At 39.4% G+C, this 16,308-nt stretch carries 17 protein-coding genes; 9 read left to right on the plus strand and 8 right to left on the minus strand.

Features of this window, described 5'->3' with window-relative positions; all coding sequences use genetic code 11:
* Positions 1-7 precede the first annotated feature (7 nt).
* Positions 8-1,276, plus strand: coding sequence for an NADP-dependent isocitrate dehydrogenase (gene icd / locus H5161_RS06405; protein WP_182768946.1), 1,269 nt, complete (start codon positions 8-10; stop codon positions 1,274-1,276).
* 12 nt (positions 1,277-1,288) lie between these two features.
* Here the strand turns inward: icd and H5161_RS06410 are convergent, their stop codons facing one another.
* The 4 genes from H5161_RS06410 to H5161_RS06425 all read right to left on the minus strand — a co-directional run bounded on the left by H5161_RS06410 (position 1,289) and on the right by H5161_RS06425 (position 3,847).
* Positions 1,289-1,720 (minus strand): hypothetical protein, encoded by a 432-nt coding sequence (locus H5161_RS06410; RefSeq protein ID WP_002961558.1) that lies wholly within the window; start codon positions 1,718-1,720, stop codon positions 1,289-1,291.
* 411 nt (positions 1,721-2,131) lie between these two features.
* Positions 2,132-2,338 carry a hypothetical protein gene (locus tag H5161_RS06415; RefSeq protein WP_007375422.1) on the minus strand — a complete coding sequence of 69 codons (207 nt, stop codon included), beginning with the start codon at positions 2,336-2,338 and terminating at the stop codon, positions 2,132-2,134.
* 29 nt (positions 2,339-2,367) lie between these two features.
* Positions 2,368-2,817, minus strand: coding sequence for an N-acetyltransferase (locus tag H5161_RS06420; RefSeq protein ID WP_182768947.1), 450 nt, complete (start codon positions 2,815-2,817; stop codon positions 2,368-2,370).
* An 82-nt stretch (positions 2,818-2,899) separates the two neighbouring features.
* A complete protein-coding gene (locus H5161_RS06425) occupies positions 2,900-3,847 on the minus strand; it encodes a LysR family transcriptional regulator (RefSeq protein WP_154903270.1) in 948 nt (315 codons plus the stop codon).
* Positions 3,848-4,227: 380 nt separating this feature from the next.
* Between H5161_RS06425 and aceK the strand changes: the two genes are divergently transcribed.
* The 3 genes from aceK to H5161_RS06440 all read left to right on the plus strand — a co-directional run bounded on the left by aceK (position 4,228) and on the right by H5161_RS06440 (position 7,341).
* Positions 4,228-6,000 (plus strand): bifunctional isocitrate dehydrogenase kinase/phosphatase, encoded by a 1,773-nt coding sequence (gene aceK / locus H5161_RS06430; RefSeq protein ID WP_182695153.1) that lies wholly within the window; start codon positions 4,228-4,230, stop codon positions 5,998-6,000.
* 64 nt (positions 6,001-6,064) lie between these two features.
* Complete coding sequence (locus H5161_RS06435) at positions 6,065-7,027, plus strand: zinc-binding dehydrogenase (protein WP_182768948.1); 963 nt, start codon at positions 6,065-6,067, stop codon at positions 7,025-7,027.
* Positions 7,028-7,089: 62 nt separating this feature from the next.
* Complete coding sequence (locus H5161_RS06440; RefSeq protein WP_007582532.1) at positions 7,090-7,341, plus strand: DUF2999 family protein; 252 nt, start codon at positions 7,090-7,092, stop codon at positions 7,339-7,341.
* Positions 7,342-7,422: 81 nt separating this feature from the next.
* On the opposite strand, the gene H5161_RS06445 is transcribed toward H5161_RS06440, so the two are convergent.
* Positions 7,423-7,923: a fasciclin domain-containing protein gene (locus tag H5161_RS06445; RefSeq protein WP_182768949.1), complete on the minus strand. Its 501-nt coding sequence runs from the start codon at positions 7,921-7,923 to the stop codon at positions 7,423-7,425.
* 184 nt (positions 7,924-8,107) lie between these two features.
* On the opposite strand from H5161_RS06445, the gene lepB reads away from it, so the two are divergent.
* Positions 8,108-8,758, plus strand: a complete 651-nt coding sequence (lepB, locus tag H5161_RS06450; protein WP_182768950.1) for a signal peptidase I — start codon at positions 8,108-8,110, stop codon at positions 8,756-8,758.
* Between the two features lie 183 nt (positions 8,759-8,941).
* Here the strand turns inward: lepB and metG are convergent, their stop codons facing one another.
* A complete protein-coding gene (metG, locus tag H5161_RS06455) occupies positions 8,942-10,963 on the minus strand; it encodes a methionine--tRNA ligase (RefSeq protein WP_024597613.1) in 2,022 nt (673 codons plus the stop codon).
* Between the two features lie 187 nt (positions 10,964-11,150).
* Here metG and apbC point away from each other — a divergent pair, with 187 nt between their 5' ends.
* A complete protein-coding gene (apbC, locus tag H5161_RS06460) occupies positions 11,151-12,227 on the plus strand; it encodes an iron-sulfur cluster carrier protein ApbC (protein ID WP_182768951.1) in 1,077 nt (358 codons plus the stop codon).
* Positions 12,228-12,233: 6 nt separating this feature from the next.
* A complete protein-coding gene (gene dcd, locus H5161_RS06465; protein WP_182768952.1) occupies positions 12,234-12,818 on the plus strand; it encodes a dCTP deaminase in 585 nt (194 codons plus the stop codon).
* Positions 12,819-12,834: 16 nt separating this feature from the next.
* Here the strand turns inward: dcd and H5161_RS06470 are convergent, their stop codons facing one another.
* The gene (locus H5161_RS06470; RefSeq protein WP_182768982.1) at positions 12,835-13,620 is read right to left on the minus strand and encodes a CLCA_X family protein; all 786 of its coding nucleotides are present in this window, start codon (positions 13,618-13,620) and stop codon (positions 12,835-12,837) included.
* 24 nt (positions 13,621-13,644) lie between these two features.
* Positions 13,645-14,241 carry a tRNA-uridine aminocarboxypropyltransferase gene (locus tag H5161_RS06475; protein ID WP_182768953.1) on the minus strand — a complete coding sequence of 199 codons (597 nt, stop codon included), beginning with the start codon at positions 14,239-14,241 and terminating at the stop codon, positions 13,645-13,647.
* Between the two features lie 137 nt (positions 14,242-14,378).
* Between H5161_RS06475 and H5161_RS06480 the strand changes: the two genes are divergently transcribed.
* Both H5161_RS06480 and H5161_RS06485 read left to right on the plus strand, forming a co-directional pair.
* Positions 14,379-14,723: an Hpt domain-containing protein gene (locus H5161_RS06480; RefSeq protein WP_002959674.1), complete on the plus strand. Its 345-nt coding sequence runs from the start codon at positions 14,379-14,381 to the stop codon at positions 14,721-14,723.
* Positions 14,724-15,090: 367 nt separating this feature from the next.
* Positions 15,091-16,308, plus strand: a complete 1,218-nt coding sequence (locus tag H5161_RS06485; RefSeq protein WP_024597609.1) for a pyridoxal phosphate-dependent aminotransferase — start codon at positions 15,091-15,093, stop codon at positions 16,306-16,308.

Consider the following 16,308-nt stretch of genomic DNA (forward strand, 5'->3'; position numbering starts at 1 on the left):
TTTAGCCATGACGTATCAGCATATTCAAGTTCCTGAGCACGGCCAAAATATCACTATTGATGCACAAGGACATTGGCAAATACCGTTAGAACCTATCATTGCTTTTATTGATGGCGATGGCGTGGGGCTGGATGTTATGCCGGTGATGCGCCACGTTGTTGATAGTGCAATTGAGCATTGTTATAAAAGTGCACGGAAAATTCATTGGATGCAAGTTTATAATGGCGAGCAGGCCGCAAAGCTGTATGACGGTGACTGGTTTCCACAAGAAACAATTAACGCGGTACGTGCCTGCAAAATTGCCATAAAAGGGCCGTTAACCACACCACTGGGTGGTGGCTTTCGATCGCTTAATGTTGCACTCAGGCAAGAAATGGATTTGTTTGTAAATATGCGCACTATAAAAGGCTTTAGCGCACTTCCTTCTCCTTTAAAAAATCCTTTTTTAACAAACATAACAGTGCTTCGTGATAGCAGCGAAGACGTGTACTCAGGTATTGAGTGGCAAGCAGGGAGTGTAGAAAGCGAAAAAATGCTCGATTTTTTATGTGAGGAAATGGGCGTAACCCGCTTAAGGTTTTCACAAGAATGCGGTATTGGTATTAAAAATATATCTAAAGAAGGCTCTGAGCGACTAATGCGCTTTGCCATTAACTATGCACTTAAAAACGATAGTGAATCATTAACGCTAGTGCATAAAGGCAATGTACTTAAATTTACCGATGGGGCATTTAAGCGTTGGGGGTATGCACTTGCACAAAGCGAATTTAATGCCACTGCACATGAAAATGGGCGTTGGCTGCAAATAGAGCGAGTAAATCAAGCACCTCTAATTATTAAAGAAGTTATAGCCGACAACATGCTGCAGCAATGTTTAATGCACCCAGAGCAATTTGATGTAGTGGTGACGACTAATCAAAATGGTGACTTTTTAGCGGATATGCTGAGCGCACAAGTTGGCGGTGTTGGCATAATGCCTGCTGCAAATTTAAATAACGATGTCGCATTTTTTGAGCCTACACACGGCACGTTTGAACGTATAGCAGGGCAAAATAAAGCAAACCCCAGCAGTAGTATTTTAAGTGCGGTATTAATGCTTAAATTTATGGGATGGGACGAGGCCGCATTACTAATAGAAAATGCGTTAGAGCAAACATTTAAAAGCGGTGAAGTAACCTTTGATTTAGCGCAAGAGCAGAGCGATAACTCAAGTATTCATAACCCGACAACCTTAACTTGTACTGGCTTTGCAAAGAAGGTTATCGAGCACTTTTAAACACATTCATTATTAAGCTGCTGAGGCAGTTTTTACTCTGTGCATGCAAGGGCGGTTGGTTAACTGCGCTGCACGATGGTAAATCTCATGTGCTTGAGGTTCATCGCACTGCGTACCACTAAGCGTATCCATTAACGCAACAACAATAATTGCAGGAACCTGGCAGCAATATTCGTCTAAAACGGCTTCTGTCGTTTGTGCATCAACATGGCAAAGTGGGTGGTTTTTAAGTTGGTATGCGTTTAGCAATGTATCCACTTCTAATACATCATTTGGTTGGTGCTTTGTTTTACGGCATTTACAACCAAACTCATCAACTAAAGTAGCTAATGCTTGGTAAGTTTCAGTGGTGTTAGTTTTTGCGCATAACTGCTCTTCAATAAACTGATGTAAGTTAGCATCAATAAATAACCCGTCTTGTTGTGTGAAGCTTGATGTTGTCATAATTATTACTCTTAGTTTGTTGGCTTAACTTCACTCTAGCGCTAAGTGTATTATTAATGAAATTGTTGTTTTCAATAACTGACATTGATTTCATCAATAGTAAGTTTTAAAACTAAATAAAAAATAGAAAACATACCTAAATTATACTAATTAATTTGGTGCAGAGCGGTAAAAACGTGCACAAAACTGGAACAAGGGGATTAGTTGATGAGTTAAGGTGGATGCTTAGTTAATTGTTTTTATTGAATTTTAATTGTTTTATGAAGTTGGTACTAAGCTTGCTAATCTTACACTGTAGGTAGACTCCTATATCGACGATTTCCAAAAGCGCCATGGTATTTTCCCAAAGTTGAATACCACGGCGCTTTTTTATTTTCTCGTGTATTTTATTTAGCCGCAACAATAGTAATATTAAATTTTAATAAAGTAGGGAATAGCCACTAAAATAGCGCCTACAATCAACAGCATGCTAACACTGCTCATAAAATACGGAAATACCAATAGCGACAAACCAATACAAAGCGGTACTACGGCTTTTTTTCTTCGCCCGTAAGTAAGGTAGCCAATACCTATGCCTCCAAACAAAACACTCCACGCAATTATTGATGCACTATCCATTTGTAAATTACCTATTTTGAAATACTGATTTAAATTACGACCGACATAGCCAGCTTTTCAATACCATGTGAAGGAGTCCATCTTTTAAATTCCACGAAGCCATGCTTTTTATATAAATTTATTGCAGGAGTATTAGCAACCGCAGTCTCCACTATTGCATGAGAAAAATCATTCATTGCTAAAACATAACTTATTAGCTTACTTGCGATACCTTTTTTAAAATGACTAGGATCAACGGTTAAACTGCAAATATCTAAATACTCTTTGTTTGTATCTACTTCTATAACGGCTGCTAAACATTCATTTTCGCTGTAGCCATAAAAGGTTGTTTCTGATTTTTTTATACCTTTAATATTACGCGCTAAAGGAGGAAAGTTATGCGCGCCGATCAGTTTAGCCTCTATAGCGTAGGACTTTTGAAAGACAGCAAAAATTATATTTGCAATATCGTTATTCTTATTATTAAGTTTGTTTATCATTATATTCTTCTAATGAAAGTAAAGCTTGGACAGTATGCGCGATAGTAAAATACCTGGTGCTTGATGTGATGAAAATAATAATTTATCTATCTGCAATCGTTTTAGCAAACGCTAATAACTCACGCCTTAACCATTGGTGCGCCGTTGCATGGTGCAGCAGTGGGCTCCATATCATTTTTACTTCAATAGGCACTATTTGAAATGGTACAGGGCTGATTACCAAATCAGTATGAGAGGTTAATAACTTAGCTTGCCTGCGCGGTAGGGTGGCAATAAGTTGCTCTGATTGGCAGAGCAGGCTTGCGACCATGTAGTGGCGAGTAAAAACACGTATTTTACGGGTTTGTTCTAGTTGCCAAAGCGCTTCATCTACCCAGCCTAATTTTTGCTTTCCTGATTTATTAGTAACAGCGGCTTCAGGCCCCCAGCCGGCACGATTTACCCAAATATGCTCTTTTTTTAAGTAGTCGTCTAACCCTGATTGTTGTAAAAATGTATTTTTAGGATGGGTTAAACAACAGTAATTATCGCGCCATACACTGGCTTGATGAAACGAGCGTGGCAAACCATTAAAGCGATTTATTGCTAAATCTATAGTGCCTTTTTCCATGTCTTGCAGGTTTATGTCGCTTGGACTTAATACATCAAAATTAATACCGGGATTTTTACTAAGCTGCGCAGTTATAAAAGGGGCTATTAAGGTCGACTCTATGTAGTCATTTGCCATTATTCTAAAGGTAACTTCAGCGGTTGCAGGGTTAAATTGCTCACTAGGCTGCGTAATAGCTTCGGCCATTTTTAAGAGCGCCTCAACTTCAGGCTTTAACGCAAGTGCCTTTGCCGTTGGCGTCATAGAGCCTGCGGCACGCACAAGTAGCGGGTCGTCAAATAAATCGCGCAAACGTTTTAATGCGTTACTCATAGCCGGTTGCGTAAGCGCGAGTTTATTTGCAGCTTTCGACACACTTTTTTCATCTATTAACACATTTAAATAAACGAGAAGGTTAAGATCGACATTTCTTATATTCATATGGGCGTGTTGGCCTTTCAGGGTTGAAATTTGTTCAATCTAGGGGCGATTTAATCGCGGCGCGAGGTTTGCCACCTAGTGGGCTAAGTAAAAATCGAGCAACAAAGAGTTAATCGTCCCTAGAAAGAACGCTATGGGCAGTGTGTATTTGGCCTTTATGCAGCGTTAAAGTACATTTATGGGGAGCCACCACACTACATGTACTTTGCCTTGCTTATAAACCAAATACACGGCTGCAAAATTAACCTCGAAAGGTCAATACGCCCAATAAATTCTATTTATATGGTTTATTAATTATCTAAATTAAAGCCTGCTTGCTAAGGTGTAAACAATTAATAAAAATAACCGCCATAACTGGCATCAATATAAGTGCTGTATTTATGCAAAATAGGCTAACACATCAATCTAATAATACGCTGCAAAACGTTATTGCCAGTAAGCTTGCACGATCTGTTTTTGCTGGATTTGAGGCGATGTTTTCGCAATTTTTAAATATTACACTGGGTGCACAAAGCCGTTTTGAACAACGACAGTACCATAGTGTGCAAAGTGCTATGCGTGAACGTTTACAAGTGTATGAGCGCGAAGTGAAAAACGTGAGTGAAGCCGTGAGAGTTATTGCTTATGCTGAGCTTACTTGCCCGCAAACGTGGCAGTTAGCTAAAAATATTTACGGCGATATGGTACAAAATCACGAAAACAAACCTATTGCGCATACTTTTTTTAATTCAACGTTTGGCGCAATTTGGGACGATAAAAAAATTCGTACTGTGCATTTGTTTGTATTAAAAGCAAAGTATCGTAGTGAGCCGCGCTCTTATGAAAGCTTAGTGAGCAGGGTATCGCTACATAATGGGTTTAATAACGCCGTTAAAACGCTTATCACTAATCAAGTATTTAGAGTGCCGTTTAGTCATTTAGAACTTGATGTAGCCACATTACAAAGTACGTTAATGCAAGGCGCTAAGCAGCAATGCAAACAGGTGTACGAACTTATAAATTTAAACGACGGTTATATTGAATACGCCAACTCATTATTTTTTAGAAACAAAGCCTGTTATTTAATTGGGCGCTGCATTGCTAAAAATGGCGACAATATGCCTTTTGCTATCGCTATTTTAAATACCGATGAGGGACTAAAGCTTGATGCTGTAATGATGGGCGCCGATCAATTAAGTTTATTATTTGGCTTTGCACGCACCTATTTTATGGTTGATACCGATAAGCCCGCTCGTTATGTAGATTACTTAAGTGTGTTAATGCCACACAAACAACGCTTTGAGTTATTTAACGCCATTGGTTTTATAAAGCACGCCAAAACTGAGTTTTATCGGTATAAGGTCGATACGACTAAAAATAGCCCAGCCAACTTCAAGTATGTCACAGCACCAGGGACGCCAGGTATGGTAATGCTGGTATTTACTATTGAAGGGCTAGATTACGTTTATAAAGTAATTAAAGACAAATTTAGTGCGCCAAAAACAGCCACCAAAGCACAAGTGATAGACAAGTATAACTTTGTAAAACAAGCCGATAGGGTTGGGCGTTTGGTAGACACACACGAATTTAGATATTTAGCGTTTGATTTAAGCCGTTTTAGCGACGAGCTGCTTGAGCAGATGAAAAGCCAAATTGGCAGCAGCATAGTTATATCTGGCAAGGCACTCATTTTAAAGCACGTTTATGTTGAGCGTAAAATGACCCCGCTTAATTTATATATTAACCAATGCGATAACAAAACCCTAGAACGAGTAATGCATGACTACGGTAAAGCAATTAAAGAGTTAGCGGGCGCTAATATATTTCCGGGCGACATGCTAATGAAAAACTTTGGCGTAACGCGATGGGGGCGAGTGGTGTTTTACGACTTTGACGAAATTTGCCCGCTTACCGATTGCAACTTTAGAGAGGTTCCACAAACCCAAAATGCACTTGAAGAGCTAAGTAGTAACTCGTATTTTGATATAGCTGAAAACGATATATTTCCGAGCCAATTTAAGGTGTTTTTTAGTGCCAACGAGGTTGCGTTTAATTATTTTAATAATGAGCACAGTAACTTGTTTTTAGCGACGTTCTGGCAGGATTGTCAGCAACAAGTACATAATGGTTATCTACCCGATGTTTATCCTTATAAACAAAGTTGGCGCTTTTGAGGTTGTTTGAATCTGTGTTCATCCCCATCTATATGTTATTACAGTTTTTAAACTTGGAGCAACAATGAAATATATTTCTCATGAAGATGGCAACCTTGCATTTAGTGAAACCGAAAAGCCGGTTTTAAAGAGCCATGAAGTACTTGTTAAAGTTGCAGCAATAGGTGTAAACCGTGCAGACAGTATGCAGCGCCAAGGTAAATACCCGGCCCCTGCGGGAGATAGCCCGATTTTAGGTTTAGAATGTGCGGGTACAGTTACTGAGCTTGGAAAAGATGTAGATAAAAGCTGGCTAAACAAGCGTATTTTTACATTGTGCTCTGGTGGTGCTTATAGCGAATATGTAGCAGTTGATGCAAAACAGCTTATGGAATTACCCGATGATGTAACAATGGCTGAGGGCGCCGCAATAAGTGAAGTGTATTTAACGGCATTTGGCGCGTTATTTGAGCTTGGTAAATTACAAAAAGGGCAAACAGCGCTTATTCATGCAGGTGCTAGTGGCGTGGGCGGTGCAGCAATTCAAATGGCTAAAAGCGCAGGTGCTACCGTAGTTATTACCGCTGGTACGGATGACAAATGCCAACACGCAAAAGAGCTTGGTGCCGATCATGCAATTAACTACAAAACCACTGACTTTGTAGAATATATGAAAGCAAATGAGTTAACAGCAAATGCAATTGTTGATCCTGTTTCGGGGAGTTACTTAAATAAAAATGCCGCTATTGCAGCCATGGATTGCCAAATTGTAATGCTTGCATTTTTAGATGGACGTTTTGCAGAGGTTGATTTTGCCGCGCTTTTACAAAAGCGTATTTCGTTTCATGCCTCAACGCTTAGAAATCGTAGTATTGAGTTTAAACGTCAGGTGCGCGACGACTTTGTAGCGCGTTTTTACAACGATATTGCCACTAAAAAGTACGACTTTAACTTGTATAAAACATTGCCTTGGAGCGACGTAAACGAAGCCCATGCTATTTTAGAGCGTAATGAAAACGCAGGAAAAGTGGTTTTACTTGTAGAGTAACTCTTTAATTTTAGGGTTTAGCCCATATACTAAGCCCTATAAAAAACACTTAAGGTTTAATAATGAATCCAATACTAGCAATACTTAAAGAGCACAATGTAAGCGACGAAAAAGTAAAAGCATTGTTTGAAGCGTTTACTCAAAACCCAATGATGGCAATGGCGCTTGTTCAAGAGCTTGGTATTCCGCCAGAAAAGCTACAGCAACTAATGGCAGTCGTGATGACTCAACCGCATCTTATTAAAGAAGCGACTGACGAACTTGGTTTAGATTTTGAAAAAGTAAAAGAAGCGAAAGAAAAACTAAATCAATAATTTGTTATGTCATGAAACAAAAATAAATAAAAAAGCATAAGTATTTACTTATGCTTTTTTAGTTGGCTTATTCTTTTATGACTACTTTTTTGGAAGTAGTACGGTGTCGATAACATGAATTACGCCGTTGCTTGCTTTTACATCAGCTTTTACAACTTTAGCGTCATTTATCATTACGCCCATGCTGTCGGCTTTAACCATAACTGATTGGCCTTGTAGTGTTTTCGCACTATCTACCTTCATTACATCGGCTGCCATCACTTTTCCAGACACTACGTGATAAGTTAATACCGCCGTTAGCTTATCTTTGTTTTCAGGCTTGAGTAACATTTCTACAGTGCCTTCAGGTAATTTAGAAAATGCAGCATCTGTTGGTGCAAAAATAGTAAAGGGTCCTTTACCTTGCAGTGTTTCAACTAAACCTGCGGCTTTAACAGCAGCAACAAGAGTAGTGAACGAACCATTTTCAACGGCTACTTCAACAACGTCTTTTTTCATACCATGATGATCAGCATAAGCCATTGTAGTAAATCCAAGGCTTGCAGTTGTAAACAATAATGCAGTAGTAATTTTCTTAAACATTTTATTTTTCCTTTAAGTTAATACCCGTTGGTTTCGTTAAATGTTACGACGCTCTAAATTTAATCGATCAATTAAAATTAGTAGTCAACATGTTTTGTTACATCATTGATTGAACTGCAGCTAAATAGCAAAGTCATATAAACAGTTACTTAATTAAAGACTTGTTCAATTGAAGGGAATAGGCATGAAATTAGTTTATAAGTTTTGGAAAAACAACCGCTCTCTTATCGTATTTATTGCACTAATGAGCGTATTTAGAAGCGCTGTAGCCGATTGGTACGAAGTGCCAACAGGCTCTATGAAGCCAACAATTCAAGAAGGTGACAGAATACTTACCGATAAAATGGCCTACGATATTCGTGTCCCATTTACGCATATAAAACTACTTAAACTAGCGGACCCACAAACCGGTGATATTATTGTTTTTGACTCACAAGCTGCCGATAACCGTTTAATTAAACGTGTAATTGGTGTGCCAGGAGACACCGTTGCGCTTGAAAATAATGAGCTCATTATTAATGGTAAAAAACTTACTTATGCAGATCAGCAAAGCAACATAGACTCGCTTGATAAAATCGAAGATTTAAACGGGTTAGCGCATTCGATAAGAGTGGCAAATATTCCTTCACGTTTATCGGGCTTTGATGCAATTACAATTCCTGATGATTATTATTTAGCAATGGGCGATAACCGCGACAATAGCGCTGACTCGCGTGTAATAGGTTTAATTCCGCGTAATGAGTTATTAGGAAAAGCAGAGCGCGTTATAGTGTCTCTTGATTACGATAACTATTACCTACCAAGAAAAGACCGCGTATTGAAAAAGCTCAATTAAATAAGATAATTAATTTTAGAGTTAAAATATAACTGCCTATTTAGGCAGTTTACTTATATATTTTTTTACAAGCTTGGTAAGAACACTACGCTCTTGTTCGGTATTTAATATACGACTAAACATTACTTTAGCCCATAAAAAAACCGCTGACATATCAGCGGTTTTTTTATTGTATGAATAATATTACATTACGCGCATACCAGGCTCTGAGCCGTCATCTGGGTTAAGAATATAAATTTCTTTTCCGCCAGGGCCTGCTGCCAATACCATGCCTTCAGACATACCAAAGCGCATTTTACGAGGCTTAAGGTTAGCAACCATAACGGTTAGCTTGCCTTCGATATCCTCAGGTGCATAAGCCGATTTAATACCCGCAAACACTTGGCGAGTTTCGCCGCCTAAATCAAGTGTTAGCTTAAGTAGTTTATCTGCGCCTTCTACGTGCTCTGCTTTAGCAATTTTAGCTACGCGTAGGTCTACTTTTGCAAAATCATCGAACTCAATCTCGTCGCTAATTGGCTCTTTTGCAAGTGGGCTGTTAGGGTCAATTGTTACTTTTGGTGCTAAGCTTTCTTTAGATTCTTCAACCATTTTGTTCACTTTATCCATTTCAACACGTTGCATTAACGGTTTAAATTTATTGATAGGGTGGCTTACTAGTGCATTTTGAACGCCGTCCCATGCAAGGTCGTCATTTAAAAACGCTTGTACGTTGTCTGCCATTCCTGGTAGCACGGGTTTTAAGTAAGTAATTAAAACGCGGAACAAGTTAAGACCAAGAGAACACACTTCGTGTGCTTCTTGTTGCTTAGTTTCGTCTTTAATTAATACCCAAGGCGCTGCGCCATCAATAAATTGGTTTGCTTTGTCGGCAAGCGCCATTATTTCGCGAATTGCGCGGCTGTAATCGCGGTTCTCGTAGTGTGTTGTAATGCTCGGTGCAGCAGCTTGAAACTCTGCTAACAGCTCTGGTTGCATAATAGTGTTGCTTAGCTTGCCATCAAACTTTTTAGTAATAAAGCCAGCACAACGGCTCGCTATGTTGACTACTTTACCTACTAGGTCTGAATTTACGCGCTGTGCAAAGTCTTCTAGGTTTAAATCCAGATCAACAATACCGCTGCTTAATTTTGCTGCGTAGTAGTAACGTAAGTATTCTGGGTTTAAGTTATCTAAATAAGTACGCGCTTTAATAAACGTACCCTTTGATTTAGACATTTTTTCGCCATTCACAGTTACAAAACCATGAGCGAATACGTTAGTTGGCTTTCTAAAATTAGCGCCTTCTAGCATTGCTGGCCAAAATAAGCTGTGGAAGTAGATAATGTCTTTACCAATAAAGTGATAAAGCTCTGCGTCTGAACCTTCAGCCCAAAACGCATCAAAGTCGAGGCCTTTTTCGTCACATAGGTTTTTAAAACTCGCCATGTAACCAATAGGTGCATCTAACCAAACGTAAAAATATTTGCCTGGTGCATTTGGGATTTCAAAACCAAAATAAGGTGCGTCACGGCTAATATCCCACTGTTGCAAGCCATCGGTAAACCATTCGTCTAGCTTGTTAGCCATTTCTTGTTGAATAGTTCCCGAGTGTAACCACTCTTTTAGCATGCCTTCAAATGCTGGCAGGTCAAAAAAGTAATGCTCAGAATCTTTAAGTACAGGCTCAGCACCTGACATTACAGAACGCGGGTTAATAAGTTCGGTAGGGCTGTATGTAGCACCACACGAATCACAGCTATCGCCGTTTTGGTTTTCAGACTTACACGTCGGGCAAGTACCTGTTACAAAGCGGTCTGGTAAGAAAATACCTTTTTCTGGATCGAATAATTGCGAAATAGTGTGCTTTTTAATATGACCGGCATCGTTTAGGCGGTTATAAATAAGTTCGCTTAATTCTTTGTTTTCTTGGCTGTGGGTGCTGTGGTAGTTATCAAATTTGATATTAAAGTCAGCAAAGTCGCGTTGGCGCTCTATGCTCACTTGTTTTACCATTTCTTCAGGCGTGATCCCTTGCTTTTGCGCATTAAGCATAATTGGCGTGCCGTGGGCATCGTCTGCGCAAACATAATAAGCTTCGTGGCCTTGTAGTTTTTGAAAACGTGACCAAATATCAGTTTGAATATATTCCAATAAATGACCTAGGTGAGTAGGGCCATTTGCATAAGGTAATGCGCTGGTAATCAGGATCTTTCGCTGCGTCATAATCATTCCGAATTGAGGATAAAACGCCGTTTTTATTATACAAACGGCAATTATCATTAATTTATCTACAAGCTATCTGCTTAGAGTGCGCACAGCTTATGGATTTTTATTAATTGACTGGTGTTAATGCCCTGAATGTTACATAATTCCGTGGCACTTTTCATCAAAGAAACGCTATTTAATTGCTATGTTTGGACTGTCGAAACTATTCTCTTCTAAATCGGTGCAAAAACAACCGATTATAACTGCCTTAGCGGCATATCGTAGTGCGGCTTTTGCCGTCGGTATTGACGAAAGCTTCATTGATACTATTACTCAAAATGACGATAAATCACTACACATTAAATTAACTCTGCCATTTGCTGGGCAATCAGAAATGCCTTTAGTTGAGCAACACGTAAGTGAAAGCTTAAATGTGCCTGTAACAATTAGCGCCAAGGTTATCATTAGAGAGGCGGCTAAGTTTAAGACGATTAAACATATTGTACTTATTGCCTCAGGCAAAGGTGGGGTAGGTAAGTCGACTACTGCTGTTAACTTGGCAGGCGCGCTTAAAAATGAAGGCGCAAAGGTGGGTATTTTAGATGCTGACATTTATGGCCCATCTATCCCAATGCTTTTAGGATTAGTGGGCGCAGAGCCCGTCACTAAAGATAACAAACAGCTACAGCCTTTTGATGCAAATGGCATTAAAGCGCAGTCAATTGGCTTTTTAGTTCCAAGCGATGATGCCACGGTATGGCGCGGGCCAATGGCGTCAGGCGCGCTGAGCCAGTTACTTAACGAAACCGATTGGGGCGAGCTTGACTACTTAATTGTTGATATGCCACCGGGCACCGGTGATATTCAGCTTACAATGAGCCAAAAAGTACCCGCTAGCGGCTCTGTTATTGTCACTACACCGCAAGATTTAGCGCTAGCCGATGCGCAAAAAGGCATTGCTATGTTTAATAAAGTAAACGTACCGGTGCTTGGCTTAATAGAAAATATGAGCCACTACATTTGCACTCACTGTGGTGAAGCTAACCACGTTTTTGGTAAAGACGGTGCACAAAAACTGGCGCATAAGCACGGCGTGCCTGTACTTAGCCATATTCCACTTGCAATAGATATACGCGAGTATTCTGAGCAAGGTAAACTTATTGCAAGCGATAACGATGCCGCAATAAGCAAAACATACAGCGCAGCAGCAAGGTTAATAGCCAGCACGCTTTATTATCAACAGCATCACAATGCAATTGAAATTGTGATTACGGAAGATTAATAAATAATGAGACTTTCAGACACACATATTAAAGAATACTTAAGCGATGGCCGCATAGTTATTGAGCCTGCACCAACGAGCGAAATGATTTCAGGTGTAACGGTCGATTTACGCTTGGGTAATAAATTTAGAACGTTTAATGCGCATAACGCGGCATACGTCGATTTAAGTGGTCCAAAAGATCAGTTAAATAAGGCCATGGAATCGATCATGAGTGAAGAAATAGTGCTTGATGAAGGTGAAGCATTCTTTTTACACCCAGGTGAACTTGCACTAGCTATTACCCATGAAAAAGTAACTCTACCAGCAGATATAGTAGGTTGGTTAGATGGACGCTCATCGCTTGCGCGTTTGGGTTTAATGGTGCATGTAACCGCGCACCGAATAGACCCAGGCTGGAGCGGTAATATTGTTTTAGAGTTTTACAACTCAGGTAAATTACCACTGGCACTACGCCCACTGATGAAAATTGGTGCTATGAGCTTTGAAATGTTATCGGGCCCGTGTGAAAACCCATACAATATTCGTAAAGATGCAAAATATAAAGATCAAAGCAGCGCAGTAGCAAGTCGTATTAGTGACGATAAATAATCACCAAATATAGGCATTACTCGTCCATTTTATGAAGCGCATAACCCAGTAGCTCAAAATACTGGTTAAGCGCTTCATTTGCTTTATTAATATGCTCACTATTTGGGTATATTAAATTACTACTTTTTAAGCCTCCCACCAAAAAGCTATTTTTTATATATATGTGGCCTTCAATACAGGCTTCAAAACACCGTGCTGCAAGCTCTTCGGGCATGCTCATATAATTCATATTGTGGGCTTTATCGTGTTCTATACACGTTTGTACAAAGTTATTTGCATCAATACCATCTTCATCTAAAAACACATGTTTATAAAAACTGTTCAAAGCATTATTAAGTGGATGCGATAAATTAGGCGTGTTTGAAAGCCACAATTTTGAGGCAAAGCCAAAGCGTGGTTTTGTTGCAAATAAGTGCTCGCTTATATGATGGTCAAACGCATGGAACCATTCGTGAGCAAGTGCACCACCGCCTGCATTTTTTGCAAGAGCAAGTGTTTGAGAGGCTGCATTATAATGCGCTTGCACGCCTTTTTGACCACCATGGCCAAATGCAAAGTTAAGCTTCCCGCGCAGGCCAATAGCTTTGGGCGGTAAATGCAGTATTTGCGCAAGGTCGGCCAGTGCATCGTAAATTAAATTGGCGCTAATGTAGCGCTCTTCTTTAGTTACCCATTTACCAATGACCATTGACCTAAAGCCGAAGGTATCTCTTATATCGCTAAAGTCGACTTGGTCGTCAAAGCGATAGTCGGGTCCTTGGCGAGTAAAGCCACGTTTTAGTCTGTTAGGGTAGTTACGCATTGCAAGTTTCATATAGTAACGAATTTAATCTAAGTAACGTGCTTTTACGTGCTCAGGCATGTGTTGGGTTTGTTTTTGTATTAATTCATTAAGCGTATTATAAAGTGGTGCGGGATTTAGCTGCTCTATTAAAAACAAACTATGCGCTACAGCTTCAAGTGTGGATAGGCTGTCGGCCCGAGGAGCTTTACGAATAGCATAACGATTTTTAGGTAGCTGTTTAAAACTGACCGTTTTAAATTGATTTAGTAATGTGGTGAGCTGCAAAATTTTGTAGACTTTTTTCCATGTACCATCAACCACGATTAAATGGGTGATGTTTTTTACATTTGGCTGCTCAGTGTTATCGTCTAAATTTACAGCGTGTTCGTTAGGGTAGAGTAAAACAGTTGAGCTTACTGGCAGTGTTTTTAGTATGGAAAAGTCATCATTATTTTCGCCTTTGATTATTTGGCAATCAGTTAGGCATAAATTGAGTAGTTTAGCGGTATTTTTTGCTATTTTTTCTTCACTCGGGTGCTGTAGAATAATAACCGTAACTTTGTTGTTTATATTTGTAATTGCGTTGCAAATACAGGTGTTTAGTGAAAAGTTACAATGATTACAAAGTGTGCGTGCCATTTAATAAACTTTTTGTTGCCAGTATGATCCTCGCAATTATACATTTATAAGGTAATTAAGTTGGTTTTTTTTACGCATCAATATAAAGTAGTACTATTAAACTGTAACTTACATGGATTGTTTTAAGGGCTTAAAATATGACAGAAATAAATATTGATACATCAGCATTAGAGAGTATGGAATCGTTATTGGGTGAGCAGTTTGCTGATACACTTGATTTTTGCTGCTCAGAGTTTGAACGTTTAGGCTCAGAAGTGTTAGCAACCATTGGTAAAGATAAAGAAGCAGCTATTCGCCACTCCCATAGCTTAAAATCGAATGCGGCGCAGTTTGGTGCTTCAAGCCTTGCTGAAGTATCGCGTGTTATTGAACAAAATTTAAACCTAGATAACTTAGCTGAAGCTATCGACGCATCTAATAGCTTAATGGCTCAAGTAACAGGCTCTCAAGCTAAGCTAAATGAATGGTTAGCATCTCGTTAATTATTGAAGCTGAAACGTGAATTTATTTCAGTATTAAGCACCTAAATTGACTGGCATTTTACGCCTTTACTAGGTTAGTCTAAAGACTCACTAGGGCGTGTTGATCTTTCGGGATTGAATTTGCAACGAGTGTCTGGTTTTTACGTTAGGCAGAGCCTATGCAGTGTGGTTTTTCCACATAAATAGGCGATAACAACACATAAAATCCAAACACGCATTGCCCAGAGGGTTCTTCCTAGGGGCTATTTTCTCTTTGTTACTCAATTTTTACTTAGCCCACTAGGTTACAAATCTCGCGCCGCGATTAAATCGCCCCTAGGTTGAACAAATTTAATCCATAAAGTCAATACGCCCTAAAGAGGTAAAAATGTCTGATATTAAAAAGAGTCACAAATTAGAAGGTGTATGTTATGACATTCGTGGGCCGGTTTTAGCACAAGCTAAAAAAATGGAAGACGAAGGTCAAAAAGTATTAAAATTGAATATAGGTAATCCGGCTGCTTTTGGTTTTGATATGCCAGAAGATATGCACCGCGATATTATCCGCAACTTATATTCAGCCCAAGGTTACTGTGACTCTAAAGGCCTCTATTCAGCCCGCGTGGCTATTTATCAGCACTATCAACAACGTGGATTACATAATTTAGATGTAGATAGCATATATATTGGTAATGGCGTAAGCGAACTTATTCAGATGATCACCCAAGCGCTATTAAATAATGGCGATGAAGTGCTTATTCCAGCTCCAGATTATCCACTTTGGACTGCTTCTGTCACATTATCGGGTGGTAATCCGGTGCATTATTTATGTGATGAAGAGCAAGATTGGTTTCCGGATATTGCAGATATAAAAAGCAAAATAACGTCTAAAACTAAAGCTTTGGTATTAATTAATCCTAATAATCCGACAGGTGCGGTTTACAGTGACGATTTGTTAATGCAATTAATTGATATAGCGCGTGAACATAAACTGCTGTTATTGAGCGATGAGATTTACGAAAAGATTTTATACGATGGTATAACGCATACTTCAATCGGCTCACTGTGTGATGATGTACCAATCATTACTTTTAATGGTTTAGCAAAAACCTACCGTGCAGCGGGGCTAAGAATGGGGTGGATGGTTCTAAGCGGTCGTACCTCGGTAATGGATGATTTACGCAAAGGTCTTGAAATACTTTCATCTATGCGTTTGTGCGCCAATGTACCTGCGCAATATGCAATTCAACAAGCGTTGGGCGGCGTGCAATCAATTGATAATTTAATTAACCCAGGCGGGCGCTTATACGAGCAGCGCGATATAGCATGGCGCGGGTTAAACGCTATTGAAGGCATTAGTTGTAAAAAACCTAAAGGCGCGCTTTATGCGTTTGCCAAAGTAGATACAGCACTTTTTAACGTTAAAGATGATGAAAAGATGATGTACGATTTGCTAAAAGCCGAAAAAATATTACTTGTACATGGCAGGGCGTTTAATTGGCCCGAGCCGGATCATTTTAGATTGGTATTTTTACCAAGCAAAGATGATTTATCGGATGCGATGTTAAAAATGAAGCGTTTTTTTAAAGACTATCGCCAAGTATAG

The sequence above is a fragment of the Pseudoalteromonas sp. SG43-5 genome, assembly GCF_014164345.1.
In the GTDB taxonomy this organism is placed as follows: domain Bacteria; phylum Pseudomonadota; class Gammaproteobacteria; order Enterobacterales; family Alteromonadaceae; genus Pseudoalteromonas; species Pseudoalteromonas distincta.